This window comes from Citricoccus sp. NR2, from assembly GCF_027594385.1.
Lineage (GTDB): Bacteria > Actinomycetota > Actinomycetes > Actinomycetales > Micrococcaceae > CmP2.
In genome coordinates, this window is record NZ_CP115154.1 from 1772436 (window position 1) to 1793170 (window position 20735).

Below are 20735 nucleotides of genomic sequence, written 5' to 3' on the forward strand. Positions count from 1 at the left end.
CTCCTTGAGTGTTCTCGGTGACGCCGTCAGTTCTTGCGGGGGAACCAGTCGGCTGGGGCCGGCTCGGTGTTGTGGTAGATGTGCTTGGCCTCCACGTACTCCTCGAGACCGGTGGGGCCCAGTTCGCGGCCGACGCCGGAGTGCTTGAAGCCGCCCCACTCGGCCTGCGGGAGGTAGGGGTGGTAGTCGTTGATCCAGATGGTGCCGTGGCGCAGCCCGCGCGAGACGCGGTTGGCCACGCCCATGTCCGAGGTCCACACTGCCCCGGCCAGCCCGTATTCGGTGTCGTTGGCGACCTTGATGGCCTCCGCCTCATCCTTGAAGGTCTCCACGGTGATCACCGGACCAAAGCCCTCTTCGACGACGGCGGGGTTGTCCGAGGTGCACTGATCCAGCACGGTGGGTGCGTAGAAATAGCCTTTGGCGTGCTCTTCGCCGCCCCAGTGTCCGCCCACGCGCAGTCGGGCACCGGCCTCCACGCCGCGCTTCACGTAGTCGGTGACCTTGTCGCGGTGCGCCTTCGAGATCAGCGGACCGGTCTCGGCCTGCTCGTCGAAGGGTCCGCCCATCACGATGCCCTCGGCGCGGGCCACCAGGTCATCCACGAACTGCTCCGCGATGGAGTCTTGCACGATCAGTCGGGTGCCGGCCGAGCACACCAGACCGGAGTCCAGGAATGCGGCGGTCAGCGCATTGTCCAGAGCGGCTTCGTAATCCGCATCGGCGAACACCACGTTCGGGTTCTTTCCGCCCAGCTCCAGGGCCACCTTCTTGACGTCGCGCGCTGCCGACTCGGCGATCTTGCGGCCCGTCACCAGTCCACCGGTGAAGGACACCAGGTCGATTTCCGGGTGGCTGGACAGCGGCGCACCCACGGTGCCGCCGTCGCCCAACACGAGGTTGGCCACGCCCGCAGGCAGGCCGAGGGAATCCAGCACCTCCATCAGCAGGATGGCCGTGTGCGGGGTCAACTCGGCGGGCTTGAGCACGAAGGAGTTGCCCGCAGCCAGCGCCGGAGCCACCTTCCACGCAGCCTGCAGCAGTGGGAAGTTCCAGGGGGTAATCATCCCGCACACCCCGATCGGCTCATAGACCACCCGCGAGATCACCGATGAGTCTCCGGCATCCACCAGGCGGCCCGGGTGCTGATCGGCGATCTTCCCGAAGTACCGGAAGCAGGAGATGATGTCGTCCATATCCCCTTCGGCCTCCACCAGACGCTTGCCGGTGTCCAGGGCCTCGGCGCGGGCGAAATCGTCCTTGCGTGCCTGGATTCCCTCGGCGACCTGCAACAGGAAGTCGCCGCGTTCACTGGCCGGCTTCTCAGCCCACACGCCCTCATCAAAGGCGCGGCGGGCAGCAAGAATGGCACGTTCGACGTCGTCGCCGCTGGCCTCAGACACCACAGCAACGTGGCTGCCGTCGGCGGGACACTCGACGTCGCGGGTCTCGCCGGTTGAGGAAGCGGTCCAGACGCCGTCGATGTACAGGGTGGCGATGGCAGAATCAGTCATCGGTTCTCTCCTTCGGAATCGGGTCCAGGGTGTGGGGTGGTTTCGATGGCGGCGTCAATCTTCCGCAGGGCTGCGGTGTCCGCTGGCTCCACCTCGGTCTGATCGGTGTCCCACCATTCATCGGGAGCTTCGGCATCCATGAGCGAGGCCGGCGCCCCCTTGTCGCCGGTGAGCGACATGAACGCCATGTGGGCGTCGTAGGCGTCGAGTACATCGGAGATGACCTGTTCCTTGGTGTAGCCCATGATGTCGTGACCGCGGGAACCGGTCAGCGAGAACACTTCGAGCTTGAAGAACACATCCTGCACCGCTTTGATGTTCGAGGCGAAGTTCGGCACCGAGTACGCCACCGGGTAGGCCTGGTACTTGAAGTCCTCCTGATCGGGGAAATGCACCATCAGGTCGATGTACGGAATCGGGTAGTCCGGGTGCTCGCCACGGTGACATGCGACGTCGACGCCGAGGTTCTTCAGTTCGGCCGCCACTTCCTCGATCGCCGGGGTGGCCACCTGGGTGACGTAGCGATCAATCTGCTCGGCAGAGGCAAACGTCATCCGGCGCTTGAGTCGCTGGCGCCAGTTCCCGCGTTCACCACCTTCGCGGATCCGGCTGGAGAGCACATCGGGCATGGTGGCGATCTGGGAGTCCAGGGTGAGCCGCTCGGAGCGCAGCACCTTGAACAGCGAGAACATCACCAGGTAGATCAGAATCGACAGCGGCAGGCCCACCATCACGGTGGCCGCCTGCAAGGTGTACACGCCGTCGATGAACAGCATGGTCAGCGTCAGCGCGCCGGTGATGACCGCCCACACGATGCGCAGCCAGGAGGGCCCGTCGGAGTCGGTGAGCGAGGGTTTCGACGTCATGTTCGCCATCACCAGGGAACCCGAGTCGGCGGAGGTGACGTAGAAGAACAGCCCGGTCACCACGGCCAGCGCCACGGTGAAGGTGGCGCCCGGGTACTGAGCCAACAGCGTGAAGAAACCGGATTCGGGCAGGTTCACCGCCAGCTCCAGGAACTCCTCTTCGCCGGCGCGGAAGAAGCTCAGCGCGGCATTGCCGAACACCGACACCCACAGCAGGATGAACGCAAAGGGGATCAGCAGCACGCCGAGGACGAACTGGCGCAGCGTGCGGCCGCGGGAAATCCGAGCCAGGAAGAGGCTGACGAACGGTGCCCAGGCGATCCACCAGGCCCAGAAGAACAGCGTCCAGTCCGCCATCCACTGCTGGGAGGGGTAGTCTTCCGTACCGGCGGTGTAGGCGAAGGTGTTCATCATCATCGAGGGGAACCCGGAGAAGAAGTCGCCGATGTTCTGCACCAGCTGGTTGAGCATCACGTGGGTCTGCCCGGAGAACAGCACCCAGAGCATCAGCACGACCGCGAGGATCACGTTGAGTTCCGAGAGCCGACGAATGCCCTTATCCACACCGGAGACGGTGGACAGGATTGTAATAAACACCGCGAGCGCCATCAGTGCGATCTGCACACCAATGTGGTTCGGAATGTCGAAGATGGCGGATAGCCCAAAGTTCAAGAACACGACGCCGATACCCAGGGACACGGCGATGCCGAAGATGGTGCCGATGGTCGCACCGATTTCCGCGGCGTGACCAATGGGACCGTGAATGCGCTTGCCGAAAATCGGGGCCAGGGCCGAACGGATGCTCAGCGGTAGGTGGTACCGGTAGGCGAACAGCCCGAACGCCATGCCCATCAGCGCGTACATCGCCCAGCCGGGGATGCCGTAGTGGAAGATCGTCCAGATCGGTGCCATCCGCGCCGCCTCATCGGAGAGCGGGGTGACATCCGGGGGAGCCAGGAAGTTGGTGGCCGGCCCGGAAATCCCAAAGAACATCAGGTCCACACCAATACCGGCGGCAAATAGCATGGCCGCCCAGGTGAAGAGATTGAACTTCGGTTTCGAGTGGTCCGGCCCCATCTTCGTTTGCCCCACGCGCGAGAAAGCGACGATCAGCACGAAGACCACCACGATGGTGGCGGTGAGGACGTAATACCAACCGAAGTTGGTGGCCACCCAGCCCATGGCGCCGAAGATCACGGTCTCGGCCTGTTCCGGCAGCATCGCGGCCCAGGCCACAAACGCCACGATGATCACCGAGGTGCCCAGAAACACAGGCCAGTTCACCGGGTTGGTGGTGCGTCCTGGATCGGGATGATCGGGTGTCGATGCTGAGCGGCTCTGGTCTTCTACGGCTTCTGCCATAGCGGTGTCCTCTCTCGACGGAGGGGACCGCGCGTTCTGACCGGCCCCCTGCCGCGGTGAATCGTTGCCCTGTTCGAAGCACACCCCGCCTACGGCGAAGAGCTTCCGGAACGCAAAACGTACTCCACCGTAGCCGGGAACTGAGGAGTATGGCTACTGTCAGCGACCGATGTCCAGGACTGAGATTCGCCTCACGTCGGATTCCGCTGTTCAGTAAGGTTCAGCTCAGGCGCACAGTGACCGGTACGATGGTCGACGTGGCTCTAACAATCGGATTCGTGGGACTTCCCAACGTCGGCAAGTCGACCCTCTTTAACGCGCTCACCCGTCAGACCGTCCTGGCGGCGAACTACCCGTTCGCCACCATCGACCCCAACGTCGGGATCGTGAACCTCCCTGACGAACGACTGGATCAGCTGGCCGGTATCTTCGGTTCCCAGAAAATCCTGCCCGCCACGGTGTCCTTCGTTGACATCGCCGGCATCGTCAAGGGCGCCTCCGAGGGAGAGGGGCTGGGCAACCAATTCCTGGCCAACATCCGTGAAGCCGAAGCTATCGCCCAGGTGGTGCGCGCCTTCGAGGACTCTGACGTCGTCCACGTCGACGGCGCCGTGAATCCGTCCTCTGATATGGAGACCATCAACACCGAGCTCATCCTCGCCGACCTGCAGACCGTGGAGAAAGCCGTGCCGCGGATCGAGAAAGAGGTCAAGGGCAAGAAGCGCGAGAAAGCCGAACTCGATGCACTGCTCGAGGCCCAGGCCGTGCTCGAGCGCGGCGACACCATCTTCTCCGCCGCCGACAAGCTCGACATGGAGAACCTGCGCGAGCTGAACCTGCTCACCGCCAAGCCGTTCATCTACGTCTTCAACTCCGACGACGCCATCTTGGCGGACAAAGATAAGCAGGCAGAGCTGGCCGCCCTGGTGGCACCGGCCCAGGCTGTGTTCCTCGACGCGAAGCTCGAAGCCGATCTGGTGGAGCTCTCCGAGGAAGAGGCCCGCGAGATGCTGGAGATGAACGGTCAGGACGAGTCCGGTCTCGACCAGCTCGCCCGCGTCGGCTTCGAGACCCTCGGACTGCAGACTTATCTCACCGCCGGTCCGAAGGAAGCCCGCGCCTGGACCATCCGCAAGGGTGCCACCGCTCCTGAAGCGGCCGGTGTGATCCACACCGACTTCCAGCGAGGCTTCATCAAGGCCGAAATCGTCTCCTTCGACGACCTCGTTGCCGCCGGTTCCATGGCCGATGCCAAAGCCGCAGGCAAGGTGCGCATGGAAGGCAAGGACTACATTATGCAAGACGGCGACGTGGTGGAGTTCCGCTTCAATGTCTAAACCCCAGGTCAGACGCGTTATTCGTGCTACAAAAACACGTAGCGACACGCCGTCTGGTAGCACTTTTGTAGCAACTCGGAGAGCCGGATTGAAACGAGGAGCCCGGACCGTAGTGGACACTGATCTAGCCGATCCGTGCTTCCACCCGCACGGCGGTACCGCTCTCGGCAGAGGCTAGGAGCGCCGACGAATGGACCTGGTGACCTAATGCTACGGGAAATGACGATTACTGGTGGCACGTGCTTTGGTCGCACTCCGCTGTCAGTCACCGGCCTGAAGCCGGCAAGCTTCTTCTACGGCCCCAATGGTTCCGGTAAGACGACGATCAGCCGAGCTTTCGCCAGCTACGGGTCATTTCAGCTGGAACCGGAGTGGCATGACGGCGCAGAGATGACGGTACAGGTCTACAACAGAGACTTTGTGGACCAGATCCTGCGTGAGTCCAACCGGTTGCCCGGCGTCTTCGTCCTCGGCGAGAACAGTGTCGACGCCCAGAAGCGCCTTGAACAGATTCAGATGCCTGGAGGGGAACGCGACCAGGCCGTAGAAGCGTTCGAGCGCGCAAGATCCAGCCACGCGACCGCGGAAGACCGCCAGCGTGACGCCAAGGAGTCGTTCAAGATCGCCGCGTGGAACAGATACCGTGCTCTCGTTGACGAGTACACGACACTGTTGCCTGCCTTCACCGGGAAGCGGGGTGTGGACAAGAACAAGGACATGCTCGTGACGCGGCTCCTCGAACGAGATATGCCTAGTGACGATGGTCCCCCCGTCCCCGAGCTCGAAAACCTTCTCGCGGACGCCGCAGCTGTCTTCGATACCGAGGCAAGCACCTGTGCCCGACTCACTGAGATCAACGACTTCCAGTGGAACGATGAAGGCGGCTACGAGCTTCTGGAGAAAAAGGTGGTGGGCAGTTCCGAGGTCTCGCTCAGCGAGCTTGCGGAAAACCTAGGAAACGAAGACTGGGTTCAGGCCGGACGACAGTATCTCCATGGCGCAGATGGGTTGTGCCCATTCTGTCAGCAGAAAGCGCCTAAGGGCCTGGCCAAGCAGTTAGAAGACATGTTTGATGACCGGTATGCGGCGCAGATCGACAAGCTGAAGCAGCTAGCGACGGCATACTCGATGTGGGTTACGTCCATGAGGGAAATCACCACCGGATGGAGCTCAGAGTCCGCCAGCTATCTGGACGAGGCGGCCTACCAGAAGGCCATCGGAGAATTGAACGTCGCTATCGCGACAAACGAGAAGCTGGTCGAGCAGAAGCTGAGTGCGCCGTCCGAATCGCTGACTGTGTCCACGTCAAGTGCCCCAGTGGAGGCCCTAAACTCCGTTGTCCGTGATGCCAACACCAAGATCGAAGCGCATAACAGACTGGTTGATTCTCAGAAAGATGCGAAGCCTAAGTTGATCGCAGAGTGCTGGAATTACCTAGCCGATGTACTTCTCAGTGACGAGCTTGCCGGGTACAGGAAGAAATCTATCGGCCTGCAAAATGGCGTAGACGCCACAGCAAGAAAGATGGAGGAGGCATCAGCGGCGATCTCGAAACTTGACGGCGAGGTGCGTAGCCTGCAGCACTCAGTCGAATCATCGCAGCCTGTTATTGATGAGATCAATGGCCTTCTCGAACGGTCAGGATTCACGTCATTTCACATCATCAGTTCCACGGAACTTGACGACGGATACATGCTGGCGCGGAATGGGGTTCCACTCGACGAGCACTCCCTGAGTGAGGGGGAACGGACGTTCATCGCCTTTCTCTACTACTATTTCCGCCTCAACGGGCGTGAGAATACCTCAGGCAAGATTTTGGCGGTAGTCGACGACCCGATCTCCAGTCTTGACAGTGATGTCCTATTCATTGTTAGCGCTCTGGTTCGCGACCTCATCAATCGAGCCCTGTCCAAGACCGACTACGTGGCACAGGTGATCGTTCTGACGCACAACGTGTACTTTCACAAGGAGATTACTCAGCTGAGGCATAAGGATGAGGGAGCGAGCCGCGGCTACTACGTGATCAGGAAGAGTCTCAGAGAGGCAAACGTCGTAGAGGCACATACTGAAAACCCCATTAGCACCGAGTATGAACGTCTTTGGTCTGAGGTTCGACGCGCCTCACAAGGGGAGAAGATGAGCATTATTGGTCTCGAGAATGTCCTTCGCAGAATCCTCGAGAACTACTTCCGAGTCGCCGGGGGTATCTGGGAGAACGAGATCGTGCAGTATTTGGAGCCGGCTGAGAGGCCCGTGCTGCGATCAATGTTCAACTGGGTCAATGAAGGATCCCATGGAGTGTTCGAGAACCTCCACTACTCGCCAAGTATCGCGACTCAGGACATGTATCTCGACGTTTTTAAGCATGTCTTCGACCGGTCCAATCATGGAGCCCATTACAGAATGATGATGGGAATCGAAGAATCTGTATGAGTGGATCATAGTCGCGTCTAGTTACCGATGCGAGGGGTGGGTGTGGAGAGATCCACTTGGATGTTTCTACCCGCACCAGGGGCCTAGTTGCGCTAAATGACTGCGCAGCGAAGTGCCGTCTGATAGTACTGTCGTCGAAGCGCGGATAGTTCCTCCCGAACCCTGTATTTGAAGTAGCGTGTAGTTGTTGCGGGCACCACTGGGAGTGTTCTGTCGAAGGAGAGTTGGCGTGACACAGAAGAAGCGGCTGTTGGAGCTGACATGGCCCAACAAGGAGCTGGCGCTCATCCCTGTCAAAGAAGGGCGCTACGGCTACGACTGGGTCGATCCCCGCGATCCCCGCTACTGTGAAGTCCACACCCTTGAGGTCGAGAAGGTGGTGACCGGCACTCAAACGGAGAAGGACCCGAAGAAGGTCTACTCGGAACGCGCTGACCTCATCCCGACAGACGACAATCTCCTCATCCTAGGTGAGTCCGGAGATGTCCTCGAAGCGCTGATGCACGTGCCGGAGCTGAGTGCGAAGTACCGCGGCCAAATCAAGTGCGTCTACATTGACCCACCGTTTAACACTTCCAAGACCTTCGACCAGTACGAAGACAACCTCGAGCACTCCGTCTGGCTGACGATGATGAGGGACCGGCTGGTCCATATGCATCGGCTCCTCGCTGATGAGGGGACGATATGGGTCCATCTCGACGACACCGAGAACCACCGGATGCGTCTGGTCATGGACGAGGTGTTCGGCTCTGAGAATTTCCTAGCCGAGATCGTATGGGAGAAAGCCGACTCTCCGCGACGAGGTGACGGCTTCTCCGACGACCACGACAACATCATCGTCTATCGCAAATCCGCCAAAACCGTTCTGAACAAGATGCCGCGCACGGAAGCCGACAACGCCCGCTTCTCGAACCCCGACGATGACCCGCTCGGGCCATGGTGGGACGACAACCCGACCGCGAACAAAGGCGATGGATCAGGCGGCATGTCGTACGCGATCCAGAATCCAGTGACAGGCGAACTCATGCGACCCCCTGCGGGTTCAAGCTGGCGACTGTCCCAGAAAACCTACTTCGAAGAACTGAACAAGTGGGCTCCCTATAGGTATGAAAACCTCCACGATGCCAAGTGGAGAGCTGAGAACGAGGGTGTCCCAGTTGAGAAGGCCTCGGATGATGTTTGCGCCATTGTCCTTGACGTACCGCTTGAAGAAGCACAGGCGCTGGTTGAGAAGCGTCGGATGCAGCCCAACCTCCCGAAGATCCTCATTCGGTCAACGGGAGGGCTCGGACGCAAGTCTTATATCCCAGCGGAAGGTACGAACCCTCGCACTCTGTGGCGCAACGACGACGTGGGGCATAACCGGGCAGCAAAGTCTGAAATCAAGAAGCTCTTCCCCGGGAAGAAAGCATTCTCGACGCCGAAGCCTGAAAGGCTACTCGAACGAGTCATCCAGATCGCCACCAATCCTGGCGACATCGTCCTCGACGTGTTCGCCGGGTCTGGAACGACCGCAGCCGTCGCACACAAGATGGGACGTCGGTGGATCACGTGCGAACTGATCCGAAGTACCTTCGACGACTTCATCCAGCCGCGTCTTGAAAAGGTGGTCAAGGGTCAGGACAGCGGGGGAGTCACAGTGACTGCGGGGGAGCGTACGAATGCCTCCGCTGAAGGCCTCCCGGAAGGCCTGACCCCAGATGATGCGTTCCGTTTCACCCAAACACTAACCAAGCTTCTCAAGGAGAGGGAAGACGATGACGAAGGTGCGGGAGGCGACGAGGACGATCTGCAGCTCGGGGACGAAGTGCCCGACCTAGACGATGTGGAGACCGAGGATCTGCCGGCCGCCACCGCCATCGGGTTAAAAGCCAGCCTGCGAGCTTCAACAGACATCAAAGCGCTTAAGGCCCTCGCGAAGACAACGAAGACCAAGGCCACCATCAACTGGCGCGGTGGAGGTGGTTACACCGTCGCGAAGCTGTCGCCTTCGTGCTTCGACTACGACGCCGACCTCGGAATCGTCATTTTGAAAGACGCAGCCACCGGGGAAACGCTGATCAGGTCCGTGGCGGCAAACCTCGGCTTCCATCTGACACCCGATCACCGCTTCTTCCACGGCATTCGGGGTGCTATGCGACTAGTCGTTGTAGAAGGTCGGCTCGACAAAGCAAAGGCCGACGATCTGTTGGCCCAGCTGCCAGCGGGTGAAGGAATGACTGTGGCAGCCACTGAGATCGACGATGACGTGCAGCGGTACTTGGCTAGGACGGGCCGAGGTTGCCGAGTGGTCCATGTTCCGGGGGATCTCTTCCGCATCAGCTCGAAGGAGACGAATAGACTATGAATACTCTCCCCCTCTCGTTCGATCAGAGCATCATCGACCAGGTTGCGATGGAGTTCGATCTTCGACTGCCGAACAAAGAAGGACTGCGAAAGCTGATCTTCGAGCTGACAGGGAAATTCGACCCGCAAGAGCCGCTTGTCTTGGATATGGCGACTGGATCCGGCAAGACCTTTCTGATGGCGGCCGCCGTGGAGTACTTCCGCAGGCAGGGCCTTCGGAACATCATGGTCGTCACTCCCTCGCTTGTCGTGCAGAACAAGACGGTTCAAAACTTCAGTGAAGGCTCTCGTCGATATGTCCACGGCTTCGATGTACCGCCATCGGTAGTAAGCCCTCAGGCTTACCACGAGTGGCGTATGCGTCAGACGGCGTTAGCGAGACACGACTCGACAGAACCGTCCATGGTCTTCATCTTCAACGTTCAGCAACTCATCTCGCCAAAGAAGACTGATAAGTCGAAGACCGGGACCACGGAAGCGACGCGAACGAAGATCCGCAAGTTCCAGGAAGACTCGGGGTCACTGTATGACTACCTGACGGAACTCGATGACCTCATCGTCATTGCTGACGAGTCTCATCTTTATGGAACCTCCGCAAAAGCGTTCAGCCAGGCATTGAAGGATCTTGATCCCGCGGCGACTATCGGCCTAACCGCCTCGAAGTCCAAGAACGACAAGGTGATTTACAGCTACCCGCTGTATCAGGCGATCAAAGACGGACATGTTAAGTCTCCCGTGCTCGCTTACAGAAAGTCTGGGTACCCCGCGGGTGTTGAAGGAGAGAGACGTCAGCTCAGGGACGCTCTATCACTTCTGCGCAATAAGGAACTCGCATACCAGCAGTACATCCATGACAACCCGGGTGTGCCCCGGACAAAGCCGGCGCTGTTCGTCGTCTGTGCGAACGTTGACCATGCGACGGAAACGGCGGAGCTACTGCGAGGACCTTCCTATTGCGATGACGCAGAGGCTGTCCTGCAGGTCGACAACGAACACGATGACGAGCGTACTCGTAAGTATCTAGATGAGCTCGACAGTCGAGACTCGCGAGTGCGAGTTGTTGTGTCTGTGGACAAACTGAAGGAAGGGTGGGATACCAAGCGTATTGCGGTCATGTGCACCCTTCGGGCGATGGCGTCGGATGTGCTCACGCAGCAAACCATGGGGCGCGGTCTCCGTCTACCTTTCGGCAAACGAACTGGAATTTCGCAGATCGATCAACTGGACATCCTCGCCCACGCATCCTTCGAAGAACTTCTCAACAACGAAGACATCCTGCGATCGTTCGGACTCGACGGCGCCATCGAAGGGGGAGCCTCGGGAAGGGATCTCCTTGAGAATAAGTCTCGGGCCAGAGCCACCGGAGACGGCGCCAATGACGACGATCTCCAGCCTTCGAATGAGGCTTCTGAAGACGGCGACGACAGCACGGGCGTCGACTCAGAAGGTTCGCCTGGCTTTCCGTCTGAGCACACTACGGGGTCTCAACCGCCCGTCGGTGTGATCGAGCTTGATGATGATGAGCCGATCAAGGCGGTGGTGCCCCCTAAGCCTGTCACGATCGGCATTAATCCTCAGTTCGCTGGCACTACGTTCCTCTTCCCCTCAACATCGATGGTCAAGACGACGGATCCATACGACCTAAGCGAGCTTGATTCGGAACAAGTCAAAGACGCCGCCAAGCGTGTGACCGATACTGGTGACGTGCTTCAGCGAAAGAAGCTCATTGCTGATGAGCAGAAGCAGTCGATCAAGGTGCAACGTACGGATGATGCAAACGTTGCCAGCTCGCCGGTGGAACTCGAGAAGGTCAAGGTCGAACTGTCGCGAAGGCTACTCGGCCTTCAACAGCTGACACAGACCGAGGGGAACATTGCGCAAATCAAGAGCCGTATCGTTCCCGAGTTCGTAAAAGCAGTATCGTTCGCGTCCTGGACCGAGAAGGCGAAGGACTCCGCGCTCGTCGAGTTGGAAGAGCTAGTTCGATCCGAAATCTCAAAGCACGCAAGTCGAACGAAAACCAAGACGGTAATTCATCCTGTTGAGCTCCCTGTGGACCAGTCGTTCGATCTTCCGCTGGGTGAAGATGTACTGGAGCTGTTGAACGAGAGCCAGAAGTCTGAGTTCCAGTTGCGGAAGTACTACGGCGACTGGGAGAAAGGTCTGTTTAAGGCAGCGTCATTCGACTCTTGGAGTGCTGAGTACCTGATCGCGATGAAGCTCAACTACTCGGCAGAGATTAAGTGGTGGAAGCGTCTCTATCGAAGCGACAAAGCGTCAATCGCATATTCCACCCGAGACAATTACTATCCAGACTTCGTCGCTCTCGACACAAGTGGCGTCTACTGGATCATTGAAGGCAAGTCCGATCAGGGTCGGGACGACAACATTGTCGAAGCTAAACGAGATGCTGCCAAATCCCTCGTCAACAAGCTGATCAGCGAGCCGAAGTTCAAGGATTCCGGGTGGGGCTACCTCATCGCATACGAGACCGACGTGCGACGAGCAGAGTCATGGTCGGATTTGAAACGGCGATCGAGTCCTACTGTCACGACTGGGTATGGGGCCGAATAGGGCTTTATGGTACTTGTTCGCGGTTTCGGCGGAATGAGTTTCTCCTAGGGTTTGTGTGCCGAAAGACAGCGCGCACGGTCTCCGTCAGACGGGCACAGCCGGTGCCCCGAGACAGAGGAGACTCACCATCACTTCCACAGACAAGACCAACAACAACGTCAAGGTGCTCGTTCAGAACATCCAGCACCTACCTCACGGCTACCAAATCCTCGGTGTGGCCCTCATCGGCGCAGCAGTCGCCATGGCTGCCTACGGCCTTTCTGAGATGGGCCTGCTCGACGTGGCAGCCACCTTCGCGACATGCTTCGTGCTGACCTTCGGCCGACTGGCCTTCAGCTTCAAGAAGCCAACTGAGGGCAGCGACTTCGCACAGACCCGTACCTTCATCAGCAACCTGGCTGCCGAGTACAAGGAGTTCACCCGTACTCGAGCTGTCCTCGGTAAGGCACTGATCGCCCTCGTAAGCGCCCTGCTCTTCATCGCCCTGCGCTGGACCACGGGTCTGCTGCATGGCAGGTGACATCTGATCTGGCTTGCCCGTGGGGGTGGGCCTGGAAGGATGGCATCGTGCCTAAGCCTTACCCGAAAGAGTTCCGTGACGACGTGGTCCGCGTCGCCCGTAGCCGTGAGCCCGGTGTCACGATTGAGCAGATCGCGAGAGACTTCGGCGTCCACCCGATGACACTGCAGAAGTGGATGCGTCGCGCCGATATCGATGAAGGGGCGAAGCCAGGGCAGTCTCGAGCGGAGGCGGCGGAGATCCGCGAGTTGCGGAAGCGGAACCGGCTGCTGGAGCAGGAGAACGAGGTCCTCAGACGTGCGGCAGCGTATCTGTCACAGGCGAACCTGCCGGGAAAAGGCTCTACCCGCTCGTGACAGAGCTCGCCGATGCAGGGATCCCTGTGACGGTGACGTGTCGGGTCTTGAAGCTCTCTCGCCAGCCCTACTACCGATGGCTGCAGAATCCCATCGCCCCGAGCGAGATCATCGAGGCATATCGCGCAAACGCCTTGTTCGACGCGCATACGGACGACCCCGAGTTCGGGCACCGGTTTCTCGCTGATGAAGCCCGTGACGCGGGTGAGCCAATGTCAGACCGGACGGCGTGGAAGGTTACGTCGGCCAACGGCTGGTTCAGCGTGTTTGGGAAGCCAGGGAGAGGCAAAGGGCGGAAGCCGGGTCCGGCTGTTCATGACGATTTCTGCGCCGTGGTCGACGAGCACGGCCGGACACGTCACGTGTTCACCGCAGACGCTCCTAACGAGCTATGGCTCGTGGATATCACCGAACACAAAACCGGCGAAGGCAAGCTCTACTGCTGCGCAATCAAAGACGCCTGCAGCGGCCGAATCGTGGGGTACTCGATCGATTCCCGAATGAAGTCAAGACTCGCCGTCCAGGCTCTCGAGAACGCTGTACGCATGCGCGGTGATGTCGCTGGCTGTATCGTTCATTCGGACAGAGGATCTCAATTTCGAAGCAAGAAATTCCTGCACGCTTTGAACCGTCATCGCATGGTCGGTTCGATGGGCAGGGTCGGCTCCAGCGGAGATAACGCGGCGATGGAATCGTTCTTCTCGCTCCTGCAGAAGAACGTCCTGAACCGCCGCTCCTGGGCGTCCCGTGAGCAGCTGCGTATCGCGATGGTGACGTGGATCGAGCGGACGTACCATCGCCGTCGTCGTCAACGCCGGTTGGGCAGGTTGACTCCGATCGAGTTCGAGACCATCATGAACACGAACGTCGCACTCGCGGCGTGACTACAACCTGTCACCTAAACGTGCAGCAGACCCCTCGGTACTTTGTCGCCCATGGTGTCAATGTGGCAACTACTTGCAGAAGAAGTAAGTAGCTCTCCGGGAGACAAAGTTCTAAACACCTGGTAAGGCTGACACCGGTAGAGGTTGGTATGTACCGGAATGCGGTGGAGTTCTGTTTTAACGTGTGATCGTTTTCTCCCCTGCTGAGAATCTTGCGCAGTACGCGGGTAGTTGATCGTCAGCAGGTTGTCGTCGCGGATATCGCGAAGGACGTCTTCGCTGAGTTCGTCGATCCGGATGCCACGCGCACGGGTCGGTGCAATGACGTCATCCTCAGGACTCCATGCGCGCATGACTGCGATGCGCGAGACGTGTGGCACATGGGAGGGGAGCTCGCGCAGCCACGTGAGCCACTCCTGGGCACTGATCTCGCCGTCCACGGGGGAATCGTTGCGACGCCCGACGAGTGTGTCACAGTCGCACATCCGCCGGGTGAGGGTGAAGGCAGTGGATAAGTTGCGCACTCGGCCGGAGGAGATGTGCACCTTGGAGGGAGCTGGAGCAACGCCGAAGGTGTCAGCGGTGAACCGAGTGAACTCGGGTGTGAATGCGGCCGAGTTGATCGACCATAGGTTGGTAGCGCACATGCTTTCCATCTTCCCGCGTTTGATCGGCGAGTTGAATACCTATCCGAAACGTATTCCGGTGGAGTTCCGCCGTCGGGGAGGCGATTTCTCCGATGCAGGCGGAGAGGACGACCGACGGCGCGGAATTGAGGGGGAGTTCCTCGAAACTGAGGGTCAGTTCTCCGACCTGATGATGGTGGAACGTCGCGACCCGGTCAGGCCCCTTCGGCGGCTTCTTCGAGCCAGGCATCCAAGAGAGGGCCAGCCGGGTTGAGGCGTCGTCCCGTCTCGGCTTCGGAATCGGACGGTGGCTTCGTCGCGACCAACAGGAGCACTCTGGCACGGTCCTCACCGAGGCCGAACAGTCCCCGCGTCGAGACGGCGCGGCACCGCTTCCACGGATGCCAGTCGCCGATCGAATTCGATTTCCGATTCGTCGTCGACCATGTCGTGCAGGAATCCTCGCGCTTCGAACGCGGGCTCCGTTCGGGCCAGGATCTCATCTTCGACGATCGCGAACCGGCTACCGGCCAGATCCAACTGGTCCTCGCCATGCTCCGTCAGCGCGAGGTAGGGGCGATACCCCTCACCGGAGATCACCAGGGCAACGAGGCACGCATCGATACTGTGGGTCGCTCGAAATTGTTGAAGTGCCGCACGGGTTCAATCTGCGATCGGATCGACCAGCTCTGCCACCGGTTCAGCTGAGGTCTTCATCGGACTTGGCATTCTTCGAGTCGGAGAGGGCCACTGAGTACTCGTCGCCCATGTGTCCTGATTGTATGCCCGAGATTGTGTTTGCGGACGTCTCGATAGTATGAGGCGGTGGATACCGTTGACTCGATACGAGGTCTCCTGACCGTGGGACGTCCGACCGAACTTGCGACGCGCCTGGTGGCGCACGACGAACGCACGCGGCGGGCGATGTGCCGGCCACTGGTCGCGCAGGCGAAAGCCATTCTGAGTGCTTCTTCGGGGTCAACGGTCGCCGCGTGGCTTCGCCATGTTCGTGATGATTACCCTGGCGGCACCGACCAATTCGTGGATGCTTGGGCCGGGCGTCTGTCTCAAGAACATTGGGACGCCGCCACCACGGTGCTGCTCGGTGCTAAGAATCCCGCCCAAGCGGCGAAGGTCTGGCCCGTGCCGGAAGATCACACGTTCACCGAGTGGGTCTACCCGGCTCTGTTTCCCGGGGACCTTGCCATCTTCGTGGAGCAGTGGTCGGCAGACTTTGCCGTCAGCCCCAAGAACTGGGATCGCAATCGCGGCAGGGCGGTGATGTACGAGTGGATCGAAGCCGGTCTCGTCGAGGCACCACGCCACGAAGGCGCCGTGCTCATGATCATCGGTGGTTGGGCTGACGCGCCCGGGAAGCCGCTATTGCGTTGGCTACTGGCGAGGCCGCGCGTCACCAAAGAGGTGTTTGCGCGACTCTTCGACGTGCGTGGCGTGAAGGGTGCGTCGTTGATGCAGGCTGATCAAACGGCGGGGGATGATCCGATCCGCACCGTGGTCGTGCCTGGACTGGTGAAGCGAGGCGTGTGGACTCGAGATTTCGTCGTGCGCGGCACACGATCGGCTTTGGACAGCGATCTGCCGGCGTACCAGCGCCGGTGGTTCGTCCAGCTCGCTGATGACCTGGGAATCTGAACCACCGATTGGCTGAGGGAGCGGGTTACTCACTGATCTTCACGCGCTTGCGGGCCGGGCGAGAAGTCGACGCTGATCGGACTGGGCGGACAGTCCGACTGAGTTACAAGTGGTACTCGAAGTCGGATACGAAAAGTTTGTGGATCACCGGAACCAGGTGACGGGTTCATGACGAGAACAACTACTACCGGAGATCTCGCCGGTGTCGTCATTGCACTTTCGCTGACCGGTTGTGCGGATGGGGCGTCAGACGGGAGCGAACATTCGACGACCCCCGAAGCAACTGAGACGCTCTCGACGTATACCACCCCAACGCGGACGGAGAGCCATGAGCCCTCGGCGGCTTCAGAATCTGCTCAGCCAACGGACGACGGTGCATTCCCGGCGTCGACGCAGCTACCTCGATAGAGTTTCTTCGAGCCCAGTACGACAGTGCTGATGGCACGGAATCCATCGCGGGCTTGGAACCGGTCACCATCGATGGGGCCGATTTCGGTGGTTTCGAGGTGGTCCAGCAGAGGCCCACCCTCAAGTTGAGAACGCAGTTCTGGCACGTCGATATGAGCGACGACTCGGGACTGCAGCTCTAGCTGGGGAGTTCCGTCGGCGATGCGGACATTCCGCAAGAGCTGATCGACATCCGAGACTCACTCACCTTCACACTGATCGCCTACGTCGTCACACGGCAGTCCGTACCCATATGGCGCTCGAACCACTTAAAGATGACCCGGTAGATGTTGTACAAGGAGAGAGCTCGACATGACTGTTCAGTTGCTTGCGTTCGCCGCAACTTGCCTGGTGGTCATCGTGGTGCCGGGGCCCGATTTCCTGTTGGTGTTGCGTAACACGGTTCGCGCTGGCCGTGCCGGTGCTGCCTGGACCTCTGCTGGGATCTTGCTCGGCGTGTTCATTCTCGGCATGAACATCGGCGATCGCGACACCGCCCTGGCCACCCTGCAATGCGTCAATTGCTACCGGCTGAATGGGTTCTATCGTAAATCCGCAGCTTGTGAGCACGTGCAGTCTGCGCTAAACTATTCGAAGTAAACGCAATCTATTTCCGCTTACTGCAGATGAGGAGTCGGCATGTCCGCGAAAGAGACCCTCGCCCCGTCGACTCATGTCGCCGGAGACCAGCAGCAGCTCGGCCACCTCTATGACGCGCTCACCGCCGAGGAGGCTCTGGACCCTCGGCCCCGGCACTACTTGGTCGGCGGTGGCGACCGCGACCCCGTCGAGCTCCCCGAAGAGGTCTACGAGGTCCTGCTGCACGTGGTGGACGCAATGCGCAAGGGCCTGTCGGTCACGGTCTCGCCGACCTCACAGGTGTTGACGACTCAGCAAGCCGCCGATCTCCTGGGGATCAGCCGGCCCACGCTCATCAAGGCCCTCGACGAGGGACAGCTGCCCTACACGCGCTCGGGTACGCACCGCCGGATCGCCTTGACGGACGTGCTCGACTACCGCGAAAGGCGTCGACAGGCACAGTACGCGGCCATCGACGGGCTCTCGATCGAGGTCGACGAAACCAGCGACATCGACCAGACCCTGGCCGACCTGCGCCGGGCCCGCAAGGCGGTCGCTGCCAAGCGCCGGGCATCGAAGGCTGACTGAAATAGAACTGGTGTCATGTTTTCCGCCGTTCTCGACACCAGCGTGCTCTGGCCCAGCCTGCAGCGTGACTTCTTGTTGTCGCTGGCAGCTGAGAGAACGTACTCCCCCAAGTGGAGCACCGCGATCTTGGACGAGCTCGTCTTCCATGAGGCCGAGAAGCTCACCAAGCGCGGTACACCTGCCGATGAGGCGGAACGCTCTGCCGAGCGCCTGATCGGTCAGATGTCGACCGCCTTCGACGACGCTCTGGTCACCGACTGGGAACCGCTCGAGGGCACCTATGGTCTACCGGACCCCGATGACGAGCATGTGCTGGCCGCCGCGATCATGTGCGGTGCCGAGGTGATCGTCACCGAGAACCTCAAGGACTTCCCCGCCTCGCAGCTGCCGGCAACAGTTCGAGCAATGACGGCGCGGGACTTCGTCCATGACACTGTCCGCGCGCATCTGGCGCAGTCGTGCCGGGCGGTGATCGCGATCTGCGACCGCAGTGGACGACATGGTCCGAAGCTCACCGCGGCCGATCTCCTGACGATCTTCGACGACCGCTACAAGATGATCGAGACCGTGGAGCTGCTGTCTGCAGCGCCAGGGCTGCGAGAAGCCCTCGGCTGAGCCCGCTCGCGCCAGACCCCGGCGCAGGCGTGGTGTGTCGGAGCACGCCTGACGGGGCAGCGAGAGTCAGCCGCGTTCTGAGCCAAACACTCTCCAAGGATGGGTGAGACAACGCTCCGACTTACGCGATGGCTGTTCAATTCCATGCGGTGAGAAGCGCCATTACCACAGACCCGTCGGCGCAAAAGTCGACACCTCTTGATCGCGATGAGAGGCACTGCTGGGACCAGCCAACGAGCTCAGATGCATGTGCGGTGGCAGTCTGCCCGGGGTCATCCCTTGACAAACACAGTCCTCACGCGAGGAGCCATCCATCGTCTTCGGTCGCGAATGGCCCGTCCTGCCTACCCCACCGGGCTGTTAGGTGATTCCAGGTGTCGACAACGTCTCTACCAGGCCTCGTCGAAGTGTCGTCGGACGCATGGGATCAGGCGTAGTGGTGCCAACCGTTAGCCGAACCCTCGCCATCCGGCCTCTGCTCGCAGCACCGAATATCAGGCATCAGTCCATCTCCTTGTCCGGCCCGGCAACGAAGGACTCGTATGTCCCATCAGCGGCCGAGAATCGCAGGACGTTCAATCGACCGGTGACTTCGACCGACCCGTCGATGTAGTAGTGGCTGTCACCATCGTGGAATGTGCCATAGGAGCCGTCTTCGTGCATTTCGGATGTGCGGATGTGGCCGGCGATAACGGTCTTGACGAACGGCCCGAACGTCGGAGGGAACTTCTCGGTGAGAACGTCGTCCGGCGTCGCCGCACGCCACAGCTCCGCTGCTTCCTCGTTGACGCCGGCGTGCACGAAGATGTGGTCTTCAGTCTCGTGGACACGCGGCAGACTGCGCAGCCATTGGATCAGTTCCGGGTGCGCCGCGCGGATCGCTCGTTTGATGTTGTGGTTCATCGTCGGTCCGTCGAGCGTGGACGCGTCACTACTGGGATCCTCGTGCCCCAGTGCGCGTGCGAGCTCGAGTGGGTCGAGGAAGGATTTCACGGTGCCGAGGTCAGCATCGCCCATCAGTCAGGAGAAGTCCTCGTCATCGGCGTCCAGCCAGTCGAGAAACCAGTCGTCGTGATTTCCTACGAGAGCCGTCACCCGGTCCGGGAACCGCCGGCACAGCTCTCGAACCGTGATGAGGACATCGGCGCTTGCAGGACCGCGATCCATCACCATGCCGTTGACCAGGATCATGAGGGCGTCAGTGGTCATCAGCGACCCGTAGAAGGTGTCGCCGCGCGAGTCCCATAGCGAGCGCCACCCCTGCTGTTCCAGGGAGAGGAGGTCATCGAGGCTCAGACCAGACATGCGGTCCACGGTAGCGTTCCGACGATGAGATCAGCCAGGGTGGATGGGTGGCGGTGAGGCGGCGACAGGAACTCTGGCGGGTTGTACGCTGTGGTTCCATGATCCGATGAGGGGCATCGGTGAGCAGCCGAGGACGCAGATGGACGAGACGATCACGGTACGACCGCTGACGGTGGAGGACGCGTCGGTCATGATGCGCGTGCTGTCATCGCCGTCGCTGTATCACTACATCGGCGGAGAACCTCCCACGGAGGAAGAACTGTCCCGCCGGTATACCGCGCAGGTGGTGGGGCATTCACCGGGCGGAAACGAACGGTGGATCAACAGCATCGTGCTGTTGGACGGCCAGCCGGTGGGCTACGTTCAAGCAACGGTGCCCATAGACGGCGAAGCGGCAGAGATTTCCTGGGTGATCGGTCGGGAGTGGCAGGGTCGCGGATTCGCCAAACAGGCAGCGCGGTTACTCCTGGATGGCTTGGTCCACGCCGGTGTTTCCGAGGTGGTCGCCTTCATCCACCCGGACCACCGTGCCTCTCAGCACGTGGCGCGTTCCTTGGGGATGCACGAGATCGATGTGGTGGTCGAGGGGGAGACCCGATGGCTGAAGAACTGCCAGTGAGTTCTGCGAAGGAGACGGACGCAGACGGTGCGGGACTGCGTGACCGACCTGGACCCGGTGGGCTGATTAACCGGGAATCCGGGCAAGACTCAAACTGAGGCCCCGACATTG

Annotated in this window: 19 protein-coding genes; 12 read left to right on the forward strand and 7 right to left on the reverse strand. The window is 60.3% G+C overall.

The genetic code is table 11. The annotated features are described in order from the left end of the window. Window positions 1-26 precede the first annotated feature (26 nt). Window positions 27-1514: an aldehyde dehydrogenase family protein gene (locus tag O1A05_RS08400; RefSeq protein ID WP_270104788.1), complete on the reverse strand. Its 1488-nt coding sequence runs from the start codon at window positions 1512-1514 to the stop codon at window positions 27-29. After that, window positions 1511-3742 carry a choline BCCT transporter BetT gene (betT, locus tag O1A05_RS08405; protein WP_270104789.1) on the reverse strand — a complete coding sequence of 744 codons (2232 nt, stop codon included), beginning with the start codon at window positions 3740-3742 and terminating at the stop codon, window positions 1511-1513. Before betT ends, O1A05_RS08400 begins: the two co-directional genes overlap by 4 nt. A 257-nt stretch (window positions 3743-3999) precedes the next feature. Here betT and ychF point away from each other — a divergent pair, with 257 nt between their 5' ends. The 6 genes from ychF (at window position 4000) to O1A05_RS08435 (ending at window position 14192) form a co-directional block, all read left to right on the forward strand. Then, complete coding sequence (ychF, locus tag O1A05_RS08410) at window positions 4000-5079, forward strand: redox-regulated ATPase YchF (RefSeq protein WP_270104790.1); 1080 nt, start codon at window positions 4000-4002, stop codon at window positions 5077-5079. A gap of 219 nt (window positions 5080-5298) precedes the next feature. Beyond that, window positions 5299-7512 carry an AAA family ATPase gene (locus tag O1A05_RS08415; protein ID WP_270104791.1) on the forward strand — a complete coding sequence of 738 codons (2214 nt, stop codon included), beginning with the start codon at window positions 5299-5301 and terminating at the stop codon, window positions 7510-7512. A 229-nt stretch (window positions 7513-7741) separates the two neighbouring features. Next, on the forward strand, window positions 7742-9859 hold the full coding sequence (locus O1A05_RS08420; RefSeq protein WP_270104792.1) for a site-specific DNA-methyltransferase: 2118 nt from the start codon (window positions 7742-7744) through the stop codon (window positions 9857-9859). Then, on the forward strand, window positions 9856-12432 hold the full coding sequence (locus O1A05_RS08425) for a DEAD/DEAH box helicase (protein ID WP_270104794.1): 2577 nt from the start codon (window positions 9856-9858) through the stop codon (window positions 12430-12432). The genes O1A05_RS08420 and O1A05_RS08425 overlap by 4 nt, the downstream gene beginning before the upstream one ends. Window positions 12433-12595: 163 nt before the next feature. Beyond that, window positions 12596-12952, forward strand: coding sequence for a hypothetical protein (locus O1A05_RS08430; protein ID WP_270104795.1), 357 nt, complete (start codon window positions 12596-12598; stop codon window positions 12950-12952). Between the two features lie 47 nt (window positions 12953-12999). Continuing rightward, window positions 13000-14192, forward strand: a protein-coding gene (locus O1A05_RS08435; RefSeq protein ID WP_270104796.1) for an IS3 family transposase whose coding sequence is annotated in 2 segments (ribosomal slippage) — window positions 13000-13284 and window positions 13287-14192 — 1191 coding nt in all. Because the reading frame shifts where the segments join, the coding sequence is not laid out codon by codon here. A 14-nt stretch (window positions 14193-14206) separates the two neighbouring features. Here the strand turns inward: O1A05_RS08435 and O1A05_RS08440 are convergent. After that, on the reverse strand, window positions 14207-14632 hold the full coding sequence (locus O1A05_RS08440; RefSeq protein ID WP_270104797.1) for a hypothetical protein: 426 nt from the start codon (window positions 14630-14632) through the stop codon (window positions 14207-14209). 142 nt (window positions 14633-14774) lie between these two features. On the opposite strand from O1A05_RS08440, the gene O1A05_RS08445 reads away from it, so the two are divergent. Next, a complete protein-coding gene (locus O1A05_RS08445) occupies window positions 14775-15092 on the forward strand; it encodes a hypothetical protein (protein ID WP_270104798.1) in 318 nt (105 codons plus the stop codon). 74 nt (window positions 15093-15166) lie between these two features. Here the strand turns inward: O1A05_RS08445 and O1A05_RS08450 are convergent, their stop codons facing one another. Continuing rightward, complete coding sequence (locus O1A05_RS08450) at window positions 15167-15418, reverse strand: hypothetical protein (protein WP_270104799.1); 252 nt, start codon at window positions 15416-15418, stop codon at window positions 15167-15169. Window positions 15419-15679: 261 nt separating this feature from the next. Here O1A05_RS08450 and O1A05_RS08455 point away from each other — a divergent pair, with 261 nt between their 5' ends. Then, window positions 15680-16471: a hypothetical protein gene (locus O1A05_RS08455; RefSeq protein ID WP_270104800.1), complete on the forward strand. Its 792-nt coding sequence runs from the start codon at window positions 15680-15682 to the stop codon at window positions 16469-16471. A 356-nt stretch (window positions 16472-16827) separates the two neighbouring features. Here O1A05_RS08455 and O1A05_RS08460 read toward each other — a convergent pair whose 3' ends face one another. Beyond that, window positions 16828-17097 (reverse strand): hypothetical protein, encoded by a 270-nt coding sequence (locus tag O1A05_RS08460; RefSeq protein ID WP_270104801.1) that lies wholly within the window; start codon window positions 17095-17097, stop codon window positions 16828-16830. Between the two features lie 133 nt (window positions 17098-17230). Here O1A05_RS08460 and O1A05_RS08465 point away from each other — a divergent pair, with 133 nt between their 5' ends. Genes O1A05_RS08465 through O1A05_RS08475 form a run of 3 tightly spaced genes read left to right on the forward strand, consistent with a single transcriptional unit; the run spans window position 17231 to window position 18700 of the window. Next, window positions 17231-17518 carry a hypothetical protein gene (locus O1A05_RS08465; RefSeq protein WP_270104802.1) on the forward strand — a complete coding sequence of 96 codons (288 nt, stop codon included), beginning with the start codon at window positions 17231-17233 and terminating at the stop codon, window positions 17516-17518. A 39-nt stretch (window positions 17519-17557) separates the two neighbouring features. Then, window positions 17558-18085: a helix-turn-helix domain-containing protein gene (locus O1A05_RS08470; protein WP_270104803.1), complete on the forward strand. Its 528-nt coding sequence runs from the start codon at window positions 17558-17560 to the stop codon at window positions 18083-18085. Between the two features lie 15 nt (window positions 18086-18100). Then, entirely contained in the window at window positions 18101-18700 is a 600-nt protein-coding gene (locus O1A05_RS08475) for a PIN domain-containing protein (protein WP_270104804.1), read from the forward strand. A gap of 501 nt (window positions 18701-19201) precedes the next feature. Here the strand turns inward: O1A05_RS08475 and O1A05_RS08480 are convergent. Together O1A05_RS08480 and O1A05_RS08485 are read right to left on the reverse strand one after the other, a co-directional pair. After that, a complete protein-coding gene (locus O1A05_RS08480) occupies window positions 19202-19717 on the reverse strand; it encodes a hypothetical protein (protein ID WP_270104805.1) in 516 nt (171 codons plus the stop codon). Between the two features lie 3 nt (window positions 19718-19720). After that, complete coding sequence (locus tag O1A05_RS08485; protein WP_270104806.1) at window positions 19721-20005, reverse strand: hypothetical protein; 285 nt, start codon at window positions 20003-20005, stop codon at window positions 19721-19723. Between the two features lie 139 nt (window positions 20006-20144). On the opposite strand from O1A05_RS08485, the gene O1A05_RS08490 reads away from it, so the two are divergent. After that, complete coding sequence (locus O1A05_RS08490) at window positions 20145-20624, forward strand: GNAT family N-acetyltransferase (RefSeq protein WP_270104807.1); 480 nt, start codon at window positions 20145-20147, stop codon at window positions 20622-20624. Window positions 20625-20735 lie beyond the last annotated feature (111 nt).